This window comes from Streptomyces sp. NPDC002935 (assembly GCF_040611295.1).
In the GTDB taxonomy this organism is placed as follows: domain Bacteria; phylum Actinomycetota; class Actinomycetes; order Streptomycetales; family Streptomycetaceae; genus Streptomyces.
The window spans coordinates 12,908-35,162 of the sequence record NZ_JBEXNW010000012.1; the positions used below are offsets into that span (position 1 = coordinate 12,908).

Consider the following 22,255-nt stretch of genomic DNA (forward strand, 5'->3'; position numbering starts at 1 on the left):
GCTGCGTCAGTCCTTCTTCCGCTTTCCCCGCCGCGCGGACGGGACGGTGCGGCCCACGATCACGGTACGCCGGGACGCTTTGTCGGGCACATTCTCACGACGGCCTCCGATGGCCCGGCGCACGCCGTAGCCGAACGCCGCGACCTTGACCAACGGGCCGCCGAACGTGGAGGCGACGGTCGTCGACAGCGCCGAGGCGTTCGACGTGACCTCCTGGACGTCCGACGCGATGGCGTCGACCCGGTCGATCTGCGTCTGCGCGGAGCGCACGGCCGAGGAGGCGTCTGCCAGAAGCGGGACGGCCTGGTCGGTCACGTCCGCCACGAGCTTGGTGGTCGCCCTGAGCGTCTGGGCCAGCCTCGCCAGCGCGACGGCGAGGAAGGAGACCAGGATCGCCCAGAAGACGGCCACCAGAATCCCGGCCACCTCACCACCGGACACTGTGCACCCGCTCCCTGACTGCGTGCCTGAACATCGAAAAGTCGTCCCCCGAGCCTATCGCGCCGGGGCCGCCGCTCCGTACCGCATTAACGGCTCCGGCGCGTGAAGTTGCCCGAAGCGATTGTACGGAGCGCTAACAGGTCAGTACGCTCCGTATCTCATGCAGCGTTCTCACCGCGCCCGGCGCTCCGGTCCTGCGGAACCTGGCAATCTGCCCCTGGAACTCGACACGTTCGTGGGGCGCTCCACCGAACTCGCGCGGCTGGCCGAGGTGCTGAAGACGGTCCGCCTGGTCACCGTGACCGGTATGGGAGGCGTCGGCAAGTCACGGTTCGCGGCCCACGCGGCGGCGCGGACGGACGGACGCGACGGGGTGTGGCGGGTGGATCTGTCCGCGGTGCTCGACCCGGAACTCGTCGAGTACGCGGTGGTCGAGGCCCTCGGTCTGACGGACCACACCGCGAAGCCTCCGCGGCAGGTGCTGCTCGACCATCTCGCCGGACGCCGGCTCCTCCTCGTCCTCGACGGCTTCGAGCACCTGGTGGACGTGAGCGCCTCGCTGGTGGGCGAGTTGCTGCGGCGGGCGCCCGGGCTGCGGGTGCTGGCCGTGGGCCGCAGACCGCTGGACGTCGGGGGCGAGCAGGTGTTCCCGCTGGCTCCGCTGGCCACGGAGGAGGCGGCGCAGTTGTTCGCGGACCGGGCGGCGGCCCGGGTGCCCGGGTTCGCGCTGGACGACGGGAACCGGTCGGACGTACAGGAGCTGTGCCGGCGCCTGGACGGCATCCCGCTGGCGGTGGAACTGGCGGCGGGACGCCTCAGCGCCCTCTCCCCCGCGCAGCTGCTCGCCCGGCTGGAGGACCGGTTCCGGCTGCTGACCGGTGGGGGGCGTGACACGCCGCCCCGGCACCAGACGCTGCGGACGGCGATCGGCTGGAGCCATGAACTGTGCACTCCGGGGGAACGGCTGCTGTGGTCACGGCTGTCGGTGTTCGCCGGGCAGTTCGACCTGGAGGCCGCCGAGTACGTGTGCAGCGGGGACGGACTGCACGCCGACGACGTCCTCGATGTGCTCGGCGCCCTGCTCGCGCAGTCGGTGCTGTCGCGCGAGGAGACGGCGGCGGGTGTGCGCTACCGGATGCTGGACACGGTCCGGGCCTACGGCGCGGACTGGCTGACGGCCACGGGCGACGCGGAGCGGCTGCGGCGCCGGCACCGCGACTGGTACATGGGCCTGGCCACCTGGTGCGAGCTGGACTGGTTCTCGCCGCGGCAGGGCGAGGTGGCGGCGCGTGTCGAGACGGAGCTGCCGAATCTGCGCTGTGCGCTGGAGTACTCGCTGACCGAGCCGGACGAGGCGCATCTGGGCCAGTATCTGGCGGGCGCCCTGTGGTTCTACTGGGTCGGCTGCGGTCGGCTCTCGGAGGGCCGGCACTGGCTGGAGCGCAGTGTCGAGCTCGACGGCGACCGTGATCAGTCTCGGCTGAAGGCCCTGTGGGTGCTCGGCTATGTGGCGGTCCTCCAAGGCGACTCGGTGCCCGCGCTGTCCGCGCTCCAGGAGTGCCGTGAGGAGGCGGAGCGCTCCGAGAACGCCGTCGCGGTCGCGTACGCCGAGCACCGCACCGGCTGTCTGGCCCTGGTCACGGACGACATGAGGCGCGCCGAGACCCTGCTGCGCTCGGCGCTGGACCGCTACCACGAGATCGGCGAGCTCAACAGCAATGTGCTGATGGGCCAGGTCGAGCTGGCGATGGCGCTCGCCTTCCAGGGCGACATGCCGGGCGCCGTGAACCTGTGCGAGGACGTCCGCCGGGTCTGCGAGGACCACGGGGAACGCTGGGCGCTGGCGTACGCGCTGTACGTCCTGGCGTACCAGGCCCAGGTCGAGGGCGACCAGGCACGGGCCCGGGATCTCCTGGAACAGGGCCTCGGTATCGCGCACAGCTTCCACGATCTGCTCGGCGCCGTCCTCGCGGTCGAGCTGCTCGCCCTGGTCACGGCGGTGGAGGGCGATCCGGCCGAGGCCGCGCTGCTCCAGGGGGCGGCGTCGCGGATGTGGCCGTCCGTGGGCCTGCCGTTGTTCGGCTCGGCGTACTACAACGCGCCGCACGAGCGCTGCGCGGCCCTGGCCCGGGAGCGGCTGGGCGACGAGCGGTACGAGGAGTGCGTACGGGCGGGAGAGCTGCTCGGGCAGGACGCGGCGGTCGCCCGGGCGCTCGGCGGGGCCGGGGCGCTGCCGCTCGGGGCGGTGCCGTCGCCGCGCAGGTGGCCCCCGGACACGCGAAAGCCCGCCGTCTCGCCCACCTCGAAGGGCGGGGAGACGACGGGCTGACACTGACGCGCAGGTGGTGCCACGTCCGCCGGAAGAAGATCAGCGGGCGTAGTACTCGACGACGAGCTGCTCGTCGCAGATCACCGGGATCTCCTTGCGGTTCGGCTCACGGTCCAGGCGGAACGCCAGGGCCGGGAGGTTCACCTGGAGGTAGCGCGGGGTCTCACCGTCGGGGGCGAAGCCGCCCGCGCGGGAAACCTCGAACAGCGTCTTGCTGCGGCTGCGCTCGCGGACCATCACGACGTCGTCGGGACGGACGCGGAACGAGGGCTTGTCGACCTTCTGGCCGTTGACCTCGATGTGGCCGTGAACGACCATCTGGCGGGCCTGGTAGATCGTGCGGGCGATGCCCGAACGAAGGACCAGCGCGTCGAGACGACGCTCCAGCTCGATGATCAGGGCCTCACCGGTCTTGCCCTGGACCTTGGAGGCACGCTCGTAGGCGCGGACGAGCTGGCGCTCGGACACGTCGTACTGCGCGCGCAGACGCTGCTTCTCGAGCAGACGGACCTTGTAGTCCGAGTTCTGCTTGCGGCCACGGCCGTGCTCGCCCGGCGGGTAGGGGCGGGCCTCGAAGTACTTGACGGCCTTCGGGGTCAGCGCGATACCGAGCGCACGCGACTTCTTGACCTTGGGGCGGGACTGATTCGCCACTGTTTGTATCTCTTTCCTTTTTCCGGCTCACCCGGGTTAAAGGAGGTCGCATCCGCAGCCTGGGAAACCCCGCGGGTCCTGGTGGACCTGCCGGGCAGCCGCTCCCTGGTCTGGGCACAACGTGCAGCACACGAGTAGCCCACCGACCGTTCCCGGAAACCGGGTGGTGGTGGGCAGCCCGCGACACCTCCGACGGTGCGCGACGCTCCTGGATCCCCTCGTCGTACGAGTACGGCTTCGAGGTTCCGGCTGCATGTCCCGTTGGGTGATGCCGACCGGAGCCGGACACGGGACGCAGCGCTTCGAGCCATGCTACAGGGTGGTCAGGACCGCCCTCTACCGAGGCGCTTCCTGGTCCACTCCACCGCGTCGGCGTAGCGCGCCTCGGCCCCGTGCCGGGTCGGCGTGTAGTACTCCCGGCTCTTGAGCTCCTCCGGCGCGTACTGCTGGGCTGCGATGCCTTCGGGCAGGTCGTGCGGATACACGTACCCCTGGGCGTGCCCCAGCTTGGCTGCGCCCTTGTAGTGCCCGTCGCGCAGATGGGTCGGCACCGGACCCGCGTGGCCCTTGCGCACGTCCTCCATGGCGGCGCCGATCGCCATGGTCGCGGCGTTGGACTTCGGGGCCAGGGCGAGGGCGATGGTGACGTGGCTGAGGGTGAGCGCGGCCTCGGGGAAGCCGATCATCGCGACCGCCTGGGCGGCGGCGACGGCTATGGGCAGCGCGTTCGGGTCGGCGAGGCCGATGTCCTCGCTGGCGGAGATCATCAGCCGGCGGGCGATGAAACGGGGGTCCTCGCCCGCCTCGATCATCCGGGCCAGGTAGTGCAGGGCGGCGTCCACGTCGGAGCCGCGGATGGACTTGATGAGCGCGCTCGCCACGTCGTAGTGCTGGTCGCCGTCGCGGTCGTACTTCACGGCGGCGCGGTCGACCGTCTCCTCCAGCGTCTGGAGGGTGATCTCCGGCTCGCCCTTGTCGAGGGCCGCGCCGGCCGCGGCCTCCAGGGCGGTCAGGGCGCGGCGGGCGTCCCCGCCGGCGATCCTCAGCAGGTGCTCCTCGGCGTCCTCCGGCAGGGCGACGGCTTCCTTGAGACCGCGCTCCGAGGTGAGCGCCCGGCGCAGCAGGCCGCGCAGGTCGTCGTCGGTGAGCGGTTCGAGGGTGAGGAGGAGGGAGCGGGAGAGCAGTGGCGAGATCACCGAGAAGTACGGGTTCTCGGTGGTCGCGGCGATCAGCGTCACCCAGCGGTTCTCCACGGCGGGGAGCAGGGAGTCCTGCTGGGCCTTGCTGAAGCGGTGGATCTCGTCCAGGAAGAGAACGGTCTCCTTGCCGTAGCCGCCGGTGGCGCGGCGGGCTCCTTCGATGACCGCGCGCACTTCCTTCACGCCCGCGGTGATCGCGGAGAGTTCCACGAAACGCTTGTCGGTGGCCTTCGAGACGACGTACGCGAGGGTCGTCTTGCCGGTGCCGGGCGGACCCCAGAGGATCACCGAGGACGGGCCGGCCGGGCCGCCGCTCCCCTCCGCGACGAGTCTGCGCAGGGGCGAGCCCGGCTTCAGCAGATGCTGCTGCCCCACGACTTCGTCGAGGGTGCGCGGACGCATCCGCACCGCCAGGGGGCTGCTGGACGGGTCCTTCTCCTGGCGTTCTTCTGCCGCGGCGGTGAACAGGTCGGGCTCCACGTCAAGAACCCTATGTCACAGCACTGACAATCCCGGCAGGGCCGTCAGCTGGTCCAGAAGTCCCACCAGCGGGTCAGGATCAGCATGCCGATGATGCCGATGTGCAGCGTCGGCAGGACCCAGGTGAACTCGCCGAAGAAGCTCTTCACCCAGCGCGGGGCCGGCAGGAAGCCGTTGCGGACGTTGAAGGAGGTCACGTACCAGAACATGATGATCGTGGCGACCCAGGCCAGGCTGCACCACAGGCACAGCGAGTTGATCCGGTACAGCGACTGGAACTGGAGCCAGGTGCAGAATCCGACACCGAAGAGCGTGCCCGCGTTGAAGGTCAGCCAGTACCAGCGCGGGAAGGTGGCCCGGGCGAGCAGGCTCACGCCGACGCAGATCACGATGCCGTAGGCGACGAGCCCCATCATGGGGTTCGGGAAGCCGAAGGCCGAGGCCTGGTCGCTCTTCATGATGTTGCCGCAGGAGACGACCGGGTTCAGGCTGCACCCCGGAACGAAGTTCGGGTTCTCCAGCAGCTTGAACTTGTCGATCGTGATGACCCACGCGGCAAGGAGACCGGCCGCACCCGTGATCACCAGCAGCAGGGCGAGGGCACGGCTGCCACCGACCGTCCGGGGAGCGGCTGGGCGTTTCCGGTCGGTCGGGACGTCCTTGACTGTCGTCTCGCTCATCACGCCGTTTCCGTAGCTTCGAAGGGGCCTGCGGACAGGCTCATTGTGCCGCACGCGTCCGCTTGTCCACCGTTCGGTGGACATAAGAAGGTACGCACGGTCGTCCCGGAGCGTTCGGTTCGGCGGAAGGCTCGTCGGCATGACAACAGACGCGGATCAACTCGCGGTGGACGTGCGGGGGCTGCGCAAGCAGTACGGGGACGTGACCGCCGTCGACGGCATCGATCTCGGCATCCGGCAGGGCGAGGTGTTCGGCCTGCTCGGACCGAACGGCGCGGGCAAGAGCACCACCGTGGAGATCCTCCAGGGCAACCGTCGGCGGGACGCGGGCGAGGTCTCCGTGCTCGGCTCGGACCCGGCGACCGCCACGCGCGCGTGGCGCTCACGCGTCGGGATCGTCTGGCAGGACGAATCCGCGCCCGCCGAGTTGACGGTGGGCGAGACAGTGCGGCATTTCTCCCGTTACTACCCGAATCCCCGTGATCCCGGGGAAGTCATCGGCCTGGTCGGTCTGGAGGAGAAGGCGGGCAGCAGGATCAAGTCGCTGTCGGGCGGTCAGCGCCGGCGTCTCGACGTGGCTCTCGGTGTGATCGGCGGCCCCGAGCTGCTGCTCCTGGACGAGCCGACGACGGGCTTCGACCCGGCGGCGCGACGGCAGTTCTGGGAGCTGATCCGCAGACTGGCCGACGAGGGCACGACCATCCTCCTGACCACGCACTACCTGGAGGAGGCGGAGGCCCTCGCGGACCGGCTGGCCATCGTCGCGCGGGGCCGAGTGGTCGCCGAGGGCGAACCGGCCGCGCTGCGCGAGCGCTTCGGCACCGAGGCCACGGTCGAGTGGACGGAGGCCGACGGCAGCCCGCGCAGCGAACGCACGGACACCCCCACCAGGACCGTCGCCGCGCTCACGCGGCGCTTCGACGGGGAGATCCCGGGACTGCGAGTGAGCCGCCCCACCCTGGAGGACGTCTATCTGCGACTGACCGGCCTGGAGGACGCGCGATGACCACGACCGACGTACGCGTGCGCACGAGGACCACGGCCGGCAGGCTGCCCGGCACCTGGGGACTGGGGCTGCGGCGCGGCGCTCTGGAGATCCGGCAGTTCTTCCGGCAGCGCGACCAGGTGGTGTTCACCTTCGCCTTCCCGGTCGTCTTCCTGTTCCTGTTCGCGTCGATCTTCAGCGACGACGTCAAGGGAGCGGGCATCACCGCCTCCCAGCTGTACGTCCCGGCGATGATGGCCGCGGGCATCATGTCGACCAGCTTCCAGTCCCTCGGCATCTCGATCGCGATCGAACGGGACGAGAGGGTGCTGCGCCGGCTGCGCGGCACACCGATGCCGCCGGCCGCGTACTTCCTGGGCAAGATCTGGCTGGTTCTCGTGACCGGCGCCCTGGAGACGGCGATCCTGCTCCTCGTCGGCACCACGCTGTACGACGTCGAGCTGCCCTCGGACCTCGGCAGGTGGGCGGACTTCGGCTGGATCTTCGTCCTGGGTCTCACGGCCTGCGCCCTGCTGGGCATAGCGATCAGTTCGGTCCCGAAGTCCGGCAGGAGTGCCACGTCGGTGGTCGTCCTGCCCTTCCTGGTCCTCCAGTTCATCTCCGGCGTCTACATCGCCATCGACACCATCCCGGACTGGATGCTGAACATCGGCGCGCTGTTCCCCCTCAAGTGGATGTGCCAGGGGCTGCGCGGGGTGTTCCTGCCCGAGTCCGCCAAGGTCCTCGAACAGGCGGGCGGCTGGGAGTTCGGACGGATCGCCCTGGTGCTCGGGGCCTGGTGCGTCGGAGGATTGCTGCTGTGTCTGCTGACCTTCCGCTGGAAGACCCGGCGCGACGGATGAGAACTCCGGCCGCGCGCCCCGACCCGGTGCCGGACGAGGTGAGTCCGGCACCGGGCGGGGCCCGCGCGTCGAACACCTGGGAGCTCTCGTTCCGGCTCTGGGACTCGTACTTCGCGATCGTGTGGGTGGCCACCCTGGTGTTCGTGCTCGGCACGGCGCACCCGGGGTGGCACGTCCGTCTCGCGGCCGGCGGGCTGCTTCTGCTGCTGATCCCCTGGTACCTGCTGGTCGGGCGCCCCGTCCTCACGGCCGACGACCCCGACGAGCGCCGCGCCCTCGGCTACATCGCGGGCGCGGTCCTGCTGTTCCTGCCCCCCGGGGTGCTGGTGGGCGAGACCCGCCTGATGACCTTCGCGCTCATCCCCCAGTGCTTCATCGCCCTGCGGCTGCGCCGGGCGTTCGCCGCCACGACCGTCATCAACATCGCGCCGGTGGCGGGCTGGGCCCTGCTGTGGCGGCCCGAGGGGCAGGACCTCTTCTTCAACACGGTCTTCGCCGTGGTCACGCTCGTGTTCTCGACGGCCCTGGGCAGCTGGATCATCCGGATCATGGAGCAGAGCCGGGAACGGGCCGCGCTGATCACCGAGTTGGACGCCAGTCGGCACGAGATCGCCCGGCTCTCGGCCGCGCACGGTGCGCTGGCCGAGCGCGAACGGTTCTCCCGCGAGATCCACGACACACTCGCGCAGGGCTTCACCAGCCTGCTGATGCTGGTCCAGGCCGTCGAGGCCGAACTCGACCACGATCTGCCGCAGGCCCGCCGCCATCTGGCCCTGATGGACGAGACCGCCCGGCAGAACCTCGCCGAGGCACGGGCCCTGGTCACCGGGGGTACGCCCGCCGACCTGGACGGCGCCACGCTGCCCGACGCGCTGCGCCGGCTGGCCGCCCGCCACGACGCGAGCGTCGACGTGACCGGCCCGGTACGTCCGCTGCCCGCGGGCTCCGAGGTGGTGATCCTCCGCTCGTGCCAGGAGGCACTGACCAACGCCCGCAAGCACGCCGGGAGTTCACCCGCGCTCGCGGTCTCACTGACGTACGCCGCCGGTTCGCTGGCCCTCTCCGTACGCGACGACGGCCGCGGTTTCGACCCGGCCGTGCCGGTGGCCGGGTACGGTCTCGCGGGGCTGCGCGCGCGGGCCGCCGAGGCGGGCGGTACGGCTCTGATCCGCAGTGCGCCGGGCGACGGGACGACCGTCACCGTGCGCCTGCCCGTCCCCAGGAGTGACGCGTGATCCGGATCATCCTCGCCGACGACCACCCCGTCGTACGCGAAGGGCTGCGCGCGATGCTCAGCGCCGAGCCCGATCTCGAGGTGGTCGCCGACGCGTCCAGCGGGCCGCGCGCGGAGGCGCTGGCCGCCGAACTCCTGCCCGACATCGTGCTCATGGACCTGCGGATGCCCGAGGGCGGGGGTGTCGACGCGATCACGCGGATGACGCAGGCCGGGCTGCCCTGCCGGGTCATCGTGCTGACGACGTACGAGACGGACCGGGACATCCTGCGGGCGGTGGAGGCCGGGGCCGCGGGGTATCTGCTCAAGGACCTGCCGCGCGCCGAACTCGCGGACGCCGTACGGGCCGCCGCGCGGGGCGAGACCGTGCTGGCCCCGTCCGTCGCCGCCCGTCTGGTCGACCAGCTCCGCACCAGGCCGGAGCGGCCCCGCCTCTCCGAGCGGGAGACCGCGGTCCTGCGGCTGGTCGCCGAGGGCTGTACGAACGCGGAGATCGGCCGTCGGCTCTTCATCGGCGAGTCCACCGTGAAGACCCATCTGCTGCGGGTCTTCGGGAAGTTGGGCGTGGACGACCGGACTGCCGCGGTGACGAGCGCGATGCGCTTCGGGCTGCTGGAGTGAGGCTCCCGCCCGACGCATGAAGCGTTCGAGGGGCCCGGCCCGGGGCGGAACCCCGGACCGGGACGGGCAGGAGCGGCGGCAGAACCGGGGCCGACGGAGACCGCGGCCGAGGCGGGAGGAGTCCGCCTCAGCCCAGGCGCGACCGCAGTTCGGCCACGATCGCGTCGACCGCGACCGCCGTCTGCTCCCCGGACTCCATGTCCTTGAGCTGCACGACACCCTCGGCGAGATCACGCTCGCCGGCGACGACCGTATAGCGGGCCCCGCTGCGGTTCGCGTTCTTCATCGCGCCCTTGAGCCCCTTCGCGCCGTACGAGAAGTCGGCGGCCACACCGGCCTTGCGCAGCTCCGTGACGACACCGAAGAGCACCCGGCGGGCCTCCTCCCCGAGCGGCACCGCGAACACACTGGTGGCCGACGGGAGTTCGAGCTCCACGCCCTCGGCCTCCAGCGCCAGCACCGTACGGTCGACACCCAGCGCCCAGCCGACGGACGGCAGCGCGGGGCCGCCGATCATCTCGGACAGCCCGTCGTAGCGGCCACCGCCACCCACCGCGGACTGCGAGCCGAGACCGTCGTGCACGAACTCGAACGTGGTGCGCGTGTAGTAGTCGAGACCGCGCACCAGCCTCGGGTCGTCCTCGAAGGAGACGCCCGCGGCCGTGATCAGGTCGCGCACCTCCTCGTGGTACGCCTTGCAGGCGTCACAGAGGTAGTCGCGCAGCAACGGCGCCCCGCCGAGCTGCTTCTGGACGTCCTCGCGCTTGTCGTCGAGCACGCGCAGCGGGTTGATCTCCGCGCGGCGCAGCGTGTCCTCGTCGAGTTCGAGGCCGCGCAGGAAGTCCTGCAGGGCGGCCCGGTAGACGGGGCGGCACTCCTTGTCGCCCAGGCTGTTCAACAGGATGCGGAAGTCGCGCAGGCCGAGCGACCGGTACGCCTGGTCCGCCAGAATGATCAGCTCGGCGTCGAGCGCCGGGTCCTCGGCTCCGATCGCCTCGGCACCCACCTGGGAGAAGTGGCGATAACGGCCCTTCTGGGGGCGCTCGTAGCGGTAGTACGAGCCCGAGTACCAGAGCTTGACGGGGAGGTTGCCCAGCTTGTGCAGGTTGGCCTCAAGGGCCGCGCGCAGCACGGAGGCGGTGCCCTCGGGGCGCAGGGCCAGCCTGTCGCCGCCCTTGGTCTCGAAGGCGTACATCTCCTTGGTCACGATGTCGGTGGACTCACCGACACCGCGCGCGAACAGTTCGACGCTCTCGAAACCGGGCGTCTCGATGTAGCCGTAGCCGGAGTTGCGCAGGGGCGCGGCGATGGCCTCGCGGACCGCGAGGAACTTGGCGCTGTCCGGCGGGATCAGGTCGTACGTGCCCTTGGGGGCCTTGAAGGTGCTCACGGAAGTCTCGTCACATTCCTCGTCGAGGAGCGGAGGTCGGGTCCACTCCGCGTTCTTGGCGGCTCGCCGCCACTTGCCGCAGATACGGGTTGGCGGCGCGCTCCTGGCCGATGGTCGTCTGGGGGCCGTGGCCGGACAGCACCACGGTCGAGTCGTCGAGCGGCAGGCACACACGGCCCAGCGAGTCGAGCATCTCGTCCATGTCGCCGCCCGGCAGGTCGGTGCGTCCGATGGAGCCGGCGAAGAGCAGATCCCCGGAGAAGAACACGGACGGGATGTCCGCGCTCTCGGGCATCCGGAACGTCACCGACCCCTTCGTATGGCCCGGCGCGTGCGCGACGGAGAGGTCGAGACCCGCCAGCTTCAGCTCGGCGCCGTCGGTCAGTGTCCGCACGTCGTCCGGCTCCCCCACGGTCAGCTCGCCCATCAGCGGCATTCCGATGGACCGGCCGAGCGCCCGCTCGGGGTCGCTCATCATGTACCGGTCCTCGGGGTGGATCCAGGCCGGTACGTCGTGCGCTCCGCACACCGGGACGACCGAGGCGACGTGGTCGATGTGGCCATGGGTGAGGATGACCGCGACGGGCTTGAGCCGATGCTTCTTGAGTGCGTCCTCGACTCCCTGGGCGGCCTGATGGCCCGGGTCGATGATCACGCACTCCTCACCCGCGGCGGGGGCGACCAGGTAACAGTTGGTCCCCCAGGCCCCGGCGGGGAACCCGGCAATGAGCACGATCGTCCTTCGTGGTGGCGTACGCGCTGGTGTCGTACGGGGCGGGTGGCTGTGGATCAGAGCCTACCGGCGCTGCCGATTCCTCAGCGAACCCATATACGGTACGGGGCACACGCAGGCGGTCGGCTCACAAGACGCACGCGTCCCACACGACGTACGAGACGCATGAGGAGAAACCCGGTGGTCAGCCAGGAACAGCGGCGGCGTCAGCTCGCCCGGGAGAAGTTCTTGCGACAGCAGCAGCGCCGCACATCGGCGCGACGCAAGACCCATACACGCAACGCGGTGATCGCGTCGGTCGTCGGCGTGGTCGTCGCGGGCGGTGCGCTGTCGTACGCGACCGGGGTCTTCAAGGGCGACGACAAGAAGGCCAACGCGGGCGCCGAGGTGACGCCGAGCGCCACGCCGAGCAAGGCGCCCGATCCGTGCGAGAAGCCCGCCGAGGGCAAGGTGAAGTCGCTGAGCTGGAAGAAGGAGCCGGCGGTCACCATCGACAAGTCCGCGGACTACACCATGAAGATGGCGACGACCTGCGGCGACATAGACATCGCTCTCAAGGCGGCCGCCGCCCCGCACACGGTGAACTCGTTCGAGTACCTCGCGGGCAAGGGCTTCTTCGACCACACCATGTGCCACCGGCTCACCACGAACAACATCTACGTGCTGCAGTGCGGTGACCCGACGGCCCAGGGCTCCGGCGGTCCCGGTTACACGATCCCGGACGAGAACCTGAAGGACACGACGCTGAAGGGCGGCGTGTACCCGGCGGGCACCATCGCCATGGCCAACACCGGCCAGAAGCACACCGGCGGCAGCCAGTACTTCCTGGTGTACCAGGACAGTCAGCTTCCGCCCAGTTACACACCGTTCGGAACTATTTCCAAGTCCGGCATGACGGTCCTCAAGAAGATCGCGGCCGCCGGCGAGAGTACGGGCCAGGGCGACGGCGCACCCAACGCGACCGTCGTCATCAACAAGATGACCGTGACGAAATCCTGACCGCCAGCTGCTTAATTTCGGTCGCGCGGGATGCGGACAGCCGCCCCGCCGGTCGCCTATGTTGGCCGTGACGAAACTGTGGACGATGCCAGGGGGCGTGACGCCCCACACAGGCATCATGTGGAGGAGGCGCTGTGAGCAGCGACCCGTGGGGCCGCGTCGACGAGACGGGGACCGTGTACGTGCGTACGGCCGACGGCGAGCAGGTCGTCGGTTCCTGGCAGGCCGGCACCCCTGATGAGGCGCTGGCCTACTTCGAGCGCAAGTACGAAGGCCTGGTTGTCGAGATCGGCCTCCTCGAAAAGCGAGTGAAGACCACCGACCTGTCGGCGAAGGACGCCCAGACCGCCATCGATCACATCCGTGAGCAGGTGGACGCCCACCACGCGGTCGGCGATCTGGCGGCGCTGAAGGTGCGGCTGGACAAGCTCGTGGAGACGGTCGACGCGCGCCGTGAGGAACGCAAGGTCCAGCGGGCCAAGCAGTCCGACGAGGCGCGGCACGCCAAGGACGCGCTGGTTGTCGAGGCCGAGGAGCTGGCGCAGAGCGACCAGTGGCGGGCAGCCGGGGAACGGCTGCGCGCCCTGGTGGACACGTGGAAGGGGCTGCCGCGACTCGACCGCAAGTCGGACGACGAGCTGTGGCACCGCTTCTCGCATGCCCGCTCCGCGTTCTCCAAGCGGCGCAAGGCGCACTTCGCCTCGCTGGACGCGCAGCGCGAGGAGGCCCGCAAGACCAAGGAGAAGCTGGTCGCGGAGGCCGAGTCGCTGTCCGCTTCGGCGGACTGGGGCCCGACGGCGGCCCGTTACCGCGAGCTGATGGCGGACTGGAAGGCCGCGGGCCGCGCCCAGCGCGAGCACGAGGACGACCTGTGGAACCGCTTCCGCGGCGCCCAGGACGTGTTCTTCGCGGCGCGCGGCTCGGTCTTCGCCGAGCGCGACGCGGAGCAGACGGAGAACCTGAAGCTCAAGGAGGAGCTGGCCGAGGAGGCCGAGAAGCTCGTCCCGGTGCAGGATCTGAAGGCGGCCCGTGCGGCCTTCCGTTCCATCAACGAGCGCTGGGAGGCCATCGGCCATGTGCCGCGCGACGCCCGCCCGAAGGTCGAGGGCCGGATGCACGCGGTGGAGCGGGCTCTCCAGGAGTCCGAGGAGACCGAGTGGCGCCGGACGAACCCGGAGGCACGCGCGCGTGCCGAGGGTCTGACCGGGCAGCTGCAGGCAGCCGTGGACAAGCTCCAGGGCCAGATCGAGGCCGCGCGCTCCGCTGGCAACAACGCGAAGGCCGACAAGCTCCAGAAGGAGCTGGACGGCCGTCAGGCGCTGCTGGAGCAGGCGCTGAAGGGTCTTCAGGAGTTCGGCGGCTGATCCGTCGGCCGGCACGCAGAGGGGCTCCCGTACGCACCGTACGGGAGCCCCTCTGCGTAGTGCCCCGGCCCTGTGGCCGGTCCGGCGTCAGGCCTCGGAGGGCCTGCGGGCCGACGTCACGCGGTACACGTCGTAGACGCCCTCCACGCCCCGTACGGCCTTCAGGACGTGCCCCAGGTGCTTGGGGTCGCCCATCTCGAAGGTGAACCGGGAGGTGGCGACACGGTCGCGGGAGGTCTGGACGGCCGCGGACAGGATGTTGACGTGCTGGTCGGACAGGACGCGGGTGACGTCCGACAGGAGCCGGGACCGGTCCAGGGCCTCGACCTGTATGGCGACCAGGAAGACCGAGGACTGGGTGGGTGCCCACTCGACCTCGAGGATGCGCTCGGGCTCACGCGACAGCGAGTCGACGTTGACGCAGTCGCTGCGGTGAACGGATACACCGCTGCCGCGGGTGACGAAGCCGATGATCGGGTCACCCGGCACCGGCGTACAGCACCGGGCGAGCTTGACCCACACGTCGTCGACACCCTTGACGACCACACCGGGGTCGTTGTTGCTGCGCCGCTTGCGGCCGCGGCCCCGCGCGGGCGGTACCGACTCGTCGATCTCCTCGGTGGCCGCCTCCTCGCCGCCGAGGGCCTGGACGAGCTTCTGGACGACGCTCTGGGCGGTGACATGGCCCTCGCCGATCGCCGCGTACAGGGACGAGATGTCGGGGTAGCGCATCTCGTGCGCGAGGGTGACCAGGGAGTCGCCGGTGAGGATGCGCTGGATCGGCAGGTTCTGCTTGCGCATCGCGCGGGCGATGGCGTCCTTGCCGTGCTCGATCGCCTCGTCGCGGCGCTCCTTGGAGAACCAGGCGCGGATCTTGTTGCGGGCGCGCGGCGACTTCACGAAGCCGAGCCAGTCGCGGGAGGGGCCCGCGCCGGCCGCCTTGGATGTGAAGACCTCCACCAAGTCGCCGTTGTCCAGGGTGGATTCGAGCGGCACCAGGCGTCCGTTGACCCGTGCCCCTATCGTCCGGTGGCCGACCTCCGTGTGGACCGCGTACGCGAAGTCCACCGGCGTCGCACCGGCCGGAAGCGCTATGACGTCACCCTTGGGCGTGAAGACGAAGACCTCGTTGCGCGACAGGTCGAAGCGCAGGGACTCCAGGAACTCGCTGGGGTCCTCGGTCTCCTTCTGCCAGTCGAGCAACTGGCGCAGCCACGCCATGTCGTTGACGGTGTCCTGGCCCGCGCTGCCCTTGGCCGCCCGAGGGACGTCGGTGCGGATCTTGGAGGAGCCGGCGACGGTCTCCTGCTTGTACTTCCAGTGCGCGGCGATGCCGTACTCGGCGCGGCGGTGCATGTCGAACGTACGGATCTGGAGTTCGACGGGCTTGCCGTTGGGGCCGATGACCGTCGTGTGCAGCGACTGGTACATGTTGAACTTCGGCATCGCGATGTAGTCCTTGAACCGGCCGGGGACCGGGTTCCATCGCGCGTGCACGGTACCGAGTGCCGCGTAGCAGTCGCGGACGGTGTCCACGAGGACGCGGATGCCCACCAGGTCGTAGATCTCCGCGAAGTCACGGCCGCGGACGATCATCTTCTGGTAGACGCTGTAGTAGTGCTTCGGGCGGCCGGTGACGGTCGCCTTGATGCGGGCCGAGCGCAGGTCGGACTGGACCTCGTCGGTCACTATGGCGAGGTACTCGTCCCGCTTGGGAGCGCGCTCGGCGACCAGGCGGACGATCTCGTCGTACATCTTGGGATAGAGGATCGCGAAGGCGAGGTCCTCCAGCTCCCACTTGATGGTGTTCATGCCCAGGCGGTGGGCGAGCGGCGCGTAGATCTCCAGGGTCTCGCGCGCCTTCTTCTCCTGCTTCTCGCGCTTGAGATAGCGCATGGTGCGCATGTTGTGCAGGCGGTCGGCGAGCTTGATGACCAGGACGCGGGGGTCCTTGGCCATGGCGACGACCATCTTGCGCACGGTCTCGGCCTGGGCCGCCTCGCCGAACTTGACCTTGTCCAGCTTGGTGACGCCGTCGACGAGCAGCCCGACCTGGTCGCCGAAGTCGCGGCGCAGGGTGTCAAGTCCGTACTCGGTGTCCTCGACCGTGTCGTGCAGGAGACCGGCCATGAGCGTCGCCGGGTCCATGCCCAGCTCGGCGAGGATGGTGGTGACCGCGAGCGGGTGCGTGATGTACGGGTCGCCGCTCTTGCGCTTCTGGCCGCGGTGCCAGCGCTCGGCGACCTGGTAGGCCTTCTCGATCTGCCGGAGCGTCGCCGTCTCGATCTTGGGGTCGTTGCTGCGCACTATCCGCAGCAGGGGTTCCAGAACCGGGTTGTACGGGTTCGAGCGCTGGACGCCGAGACGGGCGAGGCGGGCGCGCACGCGGTTGGAGGAGCCACCGGAGCGCGAGGGCTGACCGGCCGCGGGACGGACCGCCGGGGTCGTCGCGGGACGCTCGGGAGAGACCGGCTTGGGGCGTGGCTGCTCGGCCGCCGAGTCACCGGGCGCGGACTGGGCGTGCTCGACCGGCCCGCTCGCGGCGTTCCCCGCGGGCTTCTCCGCGGGGCCCGAGGCGGGCTCGGGCTTGGTGGAGGCGGTTCCCCCCAGGCGTTCAGCACCGGGGGCGAGTGGCTGGGCCTCGTCTGGCAAGAGGGCTCCTCGTGCGCGATCCGGGTCCCCAGGTCAGGCTCCGGAAACCCCATGGTAGCGATCCCGGGCGTCGGACTCGCTGTCGGCCGCTGGGGCGGCCCCGTACAGAAGGAACGCCAGAGGCGGGCGCCGGATTCCTCCGGGCCCGCCTCCACGGTGTCCTACGGGTGTCTCAGGCCTTTCGGGGGCCTCTCCGGGGGTTGGCCCCCCGGGTGGTGCGCGGGCGTCCTCAGATCGTGAGGAGCGCCTCCAGAGGAGCCCCGGCCAGGGCCGGCTCCAGACGGCCGCGGCCGCCCAGGAAACCGAGCTCCATCAGCACCGCGACGCCCACGACCTCGGCGCCCGCCCGGCGGATGAGCTGGAGCGAGGCCTCGGCGGTGCCGCCGGTGGCGAGGACGTCGTCGACGACCAGCACCCGGTCGCCCGCGGTCAGGTCCTCGGCGTGCACCTCGATCTCGGCGGAGCCGTACTCCAGGTCGTACGCCTGCGACAGGGTCGCTCCGGGGAGCTTGCCCGCCTTGCGCACGGGGATGAAGCCGAGCCCGGCACGGACGGCGACCGGTGCGCCGAGGATGAACCCACGGGCCTCCAGGCCGACGATCTTCGTGGCTTCGATGCGCACCGCGATGTCCGCCAGGGCATCGGTCAGGGCGCCGAACGCGGCCGGGTCGGCCAGGAGCGGGGTGATGTCCTTGAACATCACACCCGGCTCCGGGTAGTCGGCCACGTCGCGGATACGGCTGGACAGCAGCTCTTCGATGCCGGTCATCGGCGCTTCCCCGAGGGCCGGCCGCGGCCGCGGGTGCGGGACGCGGGCTGGTTGCGGGGCCCGACGACCGCAGGCGTGACGTCCTCCTGCTCGTCGTCCTCGTACGAGGCGTCGGCGAACTGCGGCTCCAGGGACTCGCCCTTGGCGGCGGCCTGGGCCCGCTTGGCCAGGACGCGCTTGCGCAGGGCCTTCATCTGCGGCTCGCGCTCCTTGAGGTCGGCGACGAGCGGCGTGGCGATGAAGATCGAGGAGTACGCGCCGGCCGCGAGGCCGACGAACAGCGACAGCGAGATGTCGTTGAGCGTGCCCGCGCCGAGCACGCCGCCACCGATGAACAGCAGGCCGGCGACCGGCAGCAGCGCGACCACCGTGGTGTTGATGGAACGCACCAGGGTGCTGTTGATCGACCGGTCGGCGACGTCGCTGTAGGTCCAGCGGGTCTGTTTGGTGATGTCCTTGGTCTGCTCCTTGAGGCTGTCGAAGACGACGACCGTGTCGTAGAGCGAGTAACCGAGGATCGTCAGCAGACCGATCACCGTGCCCGGGGTGACCTCGAAGCCGACCAGGGCGTAGATCCCGACCGTGATGGTGATGTCGTGGATCAGGGCGACCAGCGCGGCGATGGCCATGCGCCACTCGAAGGCGATGGCCAGGTAGATCACGACGAGGACCATGAAGATCGCCAGGCCCTCCCAGGCCTTGTTGGCGATCTGGTCACCCCAGCTGGGGCCGACCAGGTCGGCGTTGATCTGCTCGGAGTCGACCTTCAGGTCGGCGGCGAGCTTCTCCTTGATCGTGTCCGACTTGTCGGTGTCGATCCCGGCGATCTGGACGCGCAGGCCGCCATTGCCGAGCTTCTGGACGATCGCGTCGTGGCCGGAGGCCTCTTCCGCGAAGGTCTCCGCCTGGCTGACCGAGATGCTGGTCTTCTCGGTGGTGAAGACGGCGCCGCCCTGGAACTCGATGCCCATGTTCAGGCCCCGCACCGTCAGGCCGAGGATGGCCGTGATGGTGATCAGGATCGAGATGCCGTACCAGATCTTGCGCTTGCCGACGAAGTCGTAGCCGATCTCGCCGCGGTGGAGCCGGGCGCCGAGGGTGCCGAGTTTCGACATCTCACGCCTCCTTCGTGTCGACGGGGGCGGACGCGCGACGGGTGCGGCGCAGCGGCGGCTTGGCGCCCAGTCGCTTCGGGTCGAGGCCGGACCAACGGTGACCCTCCGCGAAGAACTTCTTGCGGGCGAGGATCGTCATCAGCGGCTTGGTGAAGAGGAACACGACTACGACGTCGAGCACCGTGGTCAGACCGAGGGTGAACGCGAAGCCCTGGACCTTGCCGACGGTGACGATGAAGAGCACCGCGGCCGCGAGGAACGACACGAAGTCGGAGACCAGGATGGTGCGCCGGGCACGCGGCCAGGCGCGCTCGACGGCGGGCCGCAGGGAGCGGCCCTCGCGGATCTCGTCCCGGATGCGTTCGAAGAAGACGATGAACGAGTCCGCCGTGATACCGATCGCGACGATCGCGCCACAGACGGCCGGGAGGTTCAGCGCGAAGCCGATGGCCGGACCGAGCAGTGCCATGAGCACGTAGGTGAGGATCGCGGAGACGCCCAGGGAGGCGATGGCGATGATCGACAGGCCGCGGTAGTAGAGCACCAGGTAGATGATGACCAGGGCGAGGCCGATGGCGCCGGCGATCAGACCGGCGTGCAGCTGCTCGCCACCGAGCGCGGCGGTCACCGTGGTGACGCTGGACTCCTTGAAGCTGAGCGGCAGCGCGCCGTACTTCAGCATGTTCGCCAGGTCCTGCGCCTCGGTCTGGGTGAAGCTTCCGGAGATCTCCGCGTTGCCGCCGGTCAGCGCCTGGCTGACGAACGGGTCGGAGACGACCTCACCGTCGAGGACGATGGCGAACTGGTTCTGCGGGGACTGCTGCTGGGCGAGCTTGCCGGTGATGGCGGCGAACTTCTTGGAGCCACCGGACGTGAAGTCCATGGTGACCTTCCAGCCCGCGGCGCTCTGCGTGTCGAAGACCGCGGCGGCCTTCTTGATGTCCGTGCCGGACACCTCGGCCGGGCCGAGCACGTACTTCTGCCACTGGCCCGAGGAGTTCTGACCACAGGCCACGGTCGGGTCGGTCGGCTTGGCGCCGTCACCGGCCTTGGCACGGGCCGCCTTGTCGGAGCAGTCGAGCGCGGCGTACTCGGCCTGCAGCTTGGCGGTCGCGGGGTCCGCGCTGGCGCTCGCGGAGGGCGAGGCGCTGGAGGAGGCCGAGGAGCTCGGGGAGCCGCTCGACGACGGCGTGGAGTCCGCCTTCAGGGCGTCGGTGACCGCGCGGCCCTGGGAGGTGGCGGTGGCCGACGGCGTCGCGGGGGCCGAGGAGGACGAGGTCGCCTTGTCCGTGGCCTTGCCGGAGGAGCTGCTGGAGGCGCTCGGCGACGGGCTGGCCGACGCGTCGGCCCCGGAGACCTCGGTGGTCAGCACGGGACGGAAGTAGAGCTTGGCGGTGGTGCCGACCTGCTCGCGGGCCTGCTTGGAGTTCGTTCCCTTGGGGATGTTGACAATGATGTTGTCGGTTCCCTGGGTCTGAACCTCGGCCTCGGAGACACCGAGACCGTTGACACGGCGGTTCATGATGTCGACCGCGGTGTCCATGTTGGTCTTGTTGATCGCGTTGGGCTGGCCCGGCTCGTTCTTCGCCGTGAGCGTGATGCTCGTGCCGCCGGCGAGATCGATGCCGAGACGCGGAGTGGTGTGCCCGGAGGCGAACATCCCCCCGGTGAGCGCCGCGATGGCGATCAGGATCAGGGCCAGCGAGCGCCCCGGCCTGCTCTGGGCGCTCGCGCTCCGGCCCTTCTTCGGTGCTGCCACCTTCTCGTACTCCCTCTCGGGCCGCCCCGCGCCGGGTGAGCGCGCGGACGGCCATGCCATGGTGTCGGGACTCCGTGCGAGAACAGCACGTCCCGGGAGGTGCGGAGCGCGAACGGGTCGCGCCGCGCTCCCGGGTCGTGACTACTTCGCGTCGGCCTCGCCGTCGGTCTTCTTCGGCTCCACGTCGTCGACCTTGGAAGCGTCGTCGGCCTTCACCTCGGCGACCTCGTCGGCCGGCTTGTCCGCCAGGTCCTTCTTGCCGAGGTCGAGCGGCTTGTCGTCGGAGGCGCCGGAAGAAGCGTCGGCGGCGGGCTCGTCGGTCTCGGTGAGGGAGGAGGCGTCGTCCGGCACGACGGAGCCGTCGGCCTTCAGGTCGTGCTCGACGCCGTGGACGATGCGGTTGTACTCGTCGTCCGTGAGGACGGCGCCGATCGCGTTCTTCGCGAAGAGCAGGTCCACGCCCGGGGCAGCGTCAAGGAGAACCGTGTCCTCGTTGACCTCCTTGACGGTGGCGTACATACCGCCGATCGTGCGCACGCCGGAGCCGGGCTGCAGCTCGTTGCGCATGGAAGCCGCCTGCTGCTGCTTCTTCTTGGCCGACCGGGTCATCAGGAACATGGCCCCGATGAGCACGATGAACGGGAGGAGGGTCAGAGGACTCACGGGTCGGGACTTCCTTCTTCAACCGCAAAGGTGAGCGGCCTGCTGGATGGGGGTATGTATGCCGTCGACAAGGGCGGCATCGGCGGAGTCTAAGCGAGTCCGCACTCAGGGAACAACGCTCAGCATGGCACCGGGGTTCCTGCCCCGGTACGTACGCGCGCCGTCACGCCCCGAACAGGTCTTGTTGTCCGTTTCCGCCTGCTGAGCGGCTCGGCGGCGTGAGGCCGAGATGTACCCATGCCGCTGGTGTCGCCACCCGGCCACGGGGAGTACGGGCGAGGAGTCCCTCTCTTACGAGGAAGGGCTCGGCGACCTCCTCCACAGTCTCACGCTCCTCCCCCACAGCGACAGCAAGTGTGGACAATCCGACAGGGCCGCCGCCGAACAGCTTGATCAGGGCCTCGAGGACACCGCGGTCGAGACGGTCCAGGCCGCGCGCGTCGACCTCGTACACCTTCAGTGCCGCCCCGGCGATCTCCCGGGTGATGATCCCGTCCGCCCTGACCTGCGCGTAGTCGCGCACACGGCGCAGCAGGCGGTTGGCGATGCGGGGCGTGCCGCGGGAGCGGCCGGCGATCTCCGCGGCGCCCTCGGCGCCGATCTCGACGTCGAGGAGGCCGGCGGAGCGGTGGATGACGCGCTCCAGCTCAACGGGCTCGTAGAACTCCATGTGCGCGGTGAAGCCGAAGCGGTCGCGCAGCGGCGGCGGCAGCAGTCCCGCGCGCGTGGTCGCCCCGACCAGCGTGAACGGGGGCAGCTCCAGCGGGATGGCGGTGGCGCCGGGGCCCTTGCCGACGATGACGTCGACGCGGAAGTCCTCCATCGCCATGTAGAGCATCTCCTCGGCGGGCCGGGACATGCGGTGGATCTCGTCGAGGAAGAGGACCTCGCCCTCCTGGAGGGAGGAGAGGATCGCGGCGAGGTCCCCGGCGTGCTGGATGGCGGGGCCGCTGGTGATGCGGATGGGGGCGCCCATCTCAGCGGCGATGATCATGGAGAGGGTGGTCTTGCCGAGCCCGGGAGCGCCGGAGAGCAGCACGTGGTCGGCGGTGGCTCCCCGCGCGCGTGCGGCGCGCAGGACCAGGTCGAGCTGCTCACGGACCTTCTCCTGGCCGATGAACTCGTCCAGGTCCTTGGGACGCAGGGCGGCCTCGACGGCCTGGTCCTCGCCGTCGGCGACCGATCCCACCAACCGCTCCGCGGCGGGGCCGACGAGCCGCTCGGCGGCGGCTTCGTCTCTCGTGTCGTCCCAGTTCATCGGTGGTGCCTCGCGGTCTCGTGGTGGTGGGGCGGTCGGCGGTTCGGCGGGCGCGGGTCACCCCGGG

The 22,255-nt window shown here is 70.1% G+C and carries 19 protein-coding genes; 7 read left to right on the forward strand and 12 right to left on the reverse strand.

Annotated features, from left to right (window positions below):
* Window positions 1-6 precede the first annotated feature (6 nt).
* Complete coding sequence (locus ABZX90_RS17990; RefSeq protein WP_351130342.1) at window positions 7-441, reverse strand: DUF948 domain-containing protein; 435 nt, start codon at window positions 439-441, stop codon at window positions 7-9.
* A gap of 160 nt (window positions 442-601) precedes the next feature.
* Here ABZX90_RS17990 and ABZX90_RS17995 point away from each other — a divergent pair, with 160 nt between their 5' ends.
* Window positions 602-2,770, forward strand: a complete 2,169-nt coding sequence (locus ABZX90_RS17995; RefSeq protein WP_351130340.1) for a regulator — start codon at window positions 602-604, stop codon at window positions 2,768-2,770.
* A 39-nt stretch (window positions 2,771-2,809) separates the two neighbouring features.
* On the opposite strand, the gene rpsD is transcribed toward ABZX90_RS17995, so the two are convergent.
* The 3 genes from rpsD to ABZX90_RS18010 form a co-directional block, all read right to left on the reverse strand.
* On the reverse strand, window positions 2,810-3,424 hold the full coding sequence (gene rpsD, locus ABZX90_RS18000) for a 30S ribosomal protein S4 (protein WP_054233962.1): 615 nt from the start codon (window positions 3,422-3,424) through the stop codon (window positions 2,810-2,812).
* A gap of 323 nt (window positions 3,425-3,747) precedes the next feature.
* The gene (locus tag ABZX90_RS18005) at window positions 3,748-5,103 is read right to left on the reverse strand and encodes a replication-associated recombination protein A (protein WP_351130338.1); all 1,356 of its coding nucleotides are present in this window, start codon (window positions 5,101-5,103) and stop codon (window positions 3,748-3,750) included.
* A 44-nt stretch (window positions 5,104-5,147) separates the two neighbouring features.
* Window positions 5,148-5,783, reverse strand: coding sequence for a vitamin K epoxide reductase family protein (locus ABZX90_RS18010; RefSeq protein WP_351130336.1), 636 nt, complete (start codon window positions 5,781-5,783; stop codon window positions 5,148-5,150).
* 139 nt (window positions 5,784-5,922) lie between these two features.
* On the opposite strand from ABZX90_RS18010, the gene ABZX90_RS18015 reads away from it, so the two are divergent.
* From ABZX90_RS18015 to ABZX90_RS18030, 4 genes are read left to right on the forward strand one after another with little or no spacing between them, the layout of a single operon-like run.
* Window positions 5,923-6,789 (forward strand): ABC transporter ATP-binding protein, encoded by an 867-nt coding sequence (locus ABZX90_RS18015; RefSeq protein ID WP_351130335.1) that lies wholly within the window; start codon window positions 5,923-5,925, stop codon window positions 6,787-6,789.
* A complete protein-coding gene (locus ABZX90_RS18020; RefSeq protein ID WP_351130334.1) occupies window positions 6,786-7,631 on the forward strand; it encodes an ABC transporter permease in 846 nt (281 codons plus the stop codon). The genes ABZX90_RS18015 and ABZX90_RS18020 overlap by 4 nt, the downstream gene beginning before the upstream one ends.
* On the forward strand, window positions 7,589-8,866 hold the full coding sequence (locus ABZX90_RS18025) for a sensor histidine kinase (protein ID WP_351130333.1): 1,278 nt from the start codon (window positions 7,589-7,591) through the stop codon (window positions 8,864-8,866). Before ABZX90_RS18020 ends, ABZX90_RS18025 begins: the two co-directional genes overlap by 43 nt.
* A complete protein-coding gene (locus ABZX90_RS18030; protein WP_355205943.1) occupies window positions 8,863-9,486 on the forward strand; it encodes a response regulator transcription factor in 624 nt (207 codons plus the stop codon). Before ABZX90_RS18025 ends, ABZX90_RS18030 begins: the two co-directional genes overlap by 4 nt.
* A gap of 127 nt (window positions 9,487-9,613) precedes the next feature.
* Here the strand turns inward: ABZX90_RS18030 and hisS are convergent, their stop codons facing one another.
* Window positions 9,614-10,876, reverse strand: a complete 1,263-nt coding sequence (gene hisS, locus ABZX90_RS18035; protein WP_351130329.1) for a histidine--tRNA ligase — start codon at window positions 10,874-10,876, stop codon at window positions 9,614-9,616.
* Between the two features lie 10 nt (window positions 10,877-10,886).
* Window positions 10,887-11,609 carry an MBL fold metallo-hydrolase gene (locus tag ABZX90_RS18040; RefSeq protein WP_351130328.1) on the reverse strand — a complete coding sequence of 241 codons (723 nt, stop codon included), beginning with the start codon at window positions 11,607-11,609 and terminating at the stop codon, window positions 10,887-10,889.
* A 180-nt stretch (window positions 11,610-11,789) separates the two neighbouring features.
* On the opposite strand from ABZX90_RS18040, the gene ABZX90_RS18045 reads away from it, so the two are divergent.
* Together ABZX90_RS18045 and ABZX90_RS18050 are read left to right on the forward strand one after the other, a co-directional pair.
* Window positions 11,790-12,608 carry a peptidylprolyl isomerase gene (locus ABZX90_RS18045; RefSeq protein ID WP_351130326.1) on the forward strand — a complete coding sequence of 273 codons (819 nt, stop codon included), beginning with the start codon at window positions 11,790-11,792 and terminating at the stop codon, window positions 12,606-12,608.
* 134 nt (window positions 12,609-12,742) lie between these two features.
* Window positions 12,743-13,972, forward strand: coding sequence for a DUF349 domain-containing protein (locus ABZX90_RS18050; protein WP_351130325.1), 1,230 nt, complete (start codon window positions 12,743-12,745; stop codon window positions 13,970-13,972).
* Between the two features lie 87 nt (window positions 13,973-14,059).
* Here ABZX90_RS18050 and ABZX90_RS18055 read toward each other — a convergent pair whose 3' ends face one another.
* The 6 genes from ABZX90_RS18055 to ruvB form a co-directional block, all read right to left on the reverse strand.
* Window positions 14,060-16,582 carry a RelA/SpoT family protein gene (locus ABZX90_RS18055; RefSeq protein ID WP_351130365.1) on the reverse strand — a complete coding sequence of 841 codons (2,523 nt, stop codon included), beginning with the start codon at window positions 16,580-16,582 and terminating at the stop codon, window positions 14,060-14,062.
* A gap of 271 nt (window positions 16,583-16,853) precedes the next feature.
* Entirely contained in the window at window positions 16,854-17,393 is a 540-nt protein-coding gene (locus tag ABZX90_RS18060; protein WP_351130323.1) for an adenine phosphoribosyltransferase, read from the reverse strand.
* Window positions 17,390-18,508, reverse strand: a complete 1,119-nt coding sequence (gene secF / locus ABZX90_RS18065) for a protein translocase subunit SecF (protein WP_351130321.1) — start codon at window positions 18,506-18,508, stop codon at window positions 17,390-17,392. The genes ABZX90_RS18060 and secF overlap by 4 nt, the downstream gene beginning before the upstream one ends.
* 1 nt (window position 18,509) lies before the next feature.
* Window positions 18,510-20,267: a protein translocase subunit SecD gene (gene secD / locus ABZX90_RS18070; RefSeq protein ID WP_355206267.1), complete on the reverse strand. Its 1,758-nt coding sequence runs from the start codon at window positions 20,265-20,267 to the stop codon at window positions 18,510-18,512.
* Window positions 20,268-20,408: 141 nt separating this feature from the next.
* On the reverse strand, window positions 20,409-20,930 hold the full coding sequence (yajC, locus tag ABZX90_RS18075) for a preprotein translocase subunit YajC (protein ID WP_355205949.1): 522 nt from the start codon (window positions 20,928-20,930) through the stop codon (window positions 20,409-20,411).
* Window positions 20,931-21,093: 163 nt separating this feature from the next.
* Entirely contained in the window at window positions 21,094-22,188 is a 1,095-nt protein-coding gene (ruvB, locus tag ABZX90_RS18080) for a Holliday junction branch migration DNA helicase RuvB (protein ID WP_351130319.1), read from the reverse strand.
* Window positions 22,189-22,255: the final 67 nt, after the last annotated feature.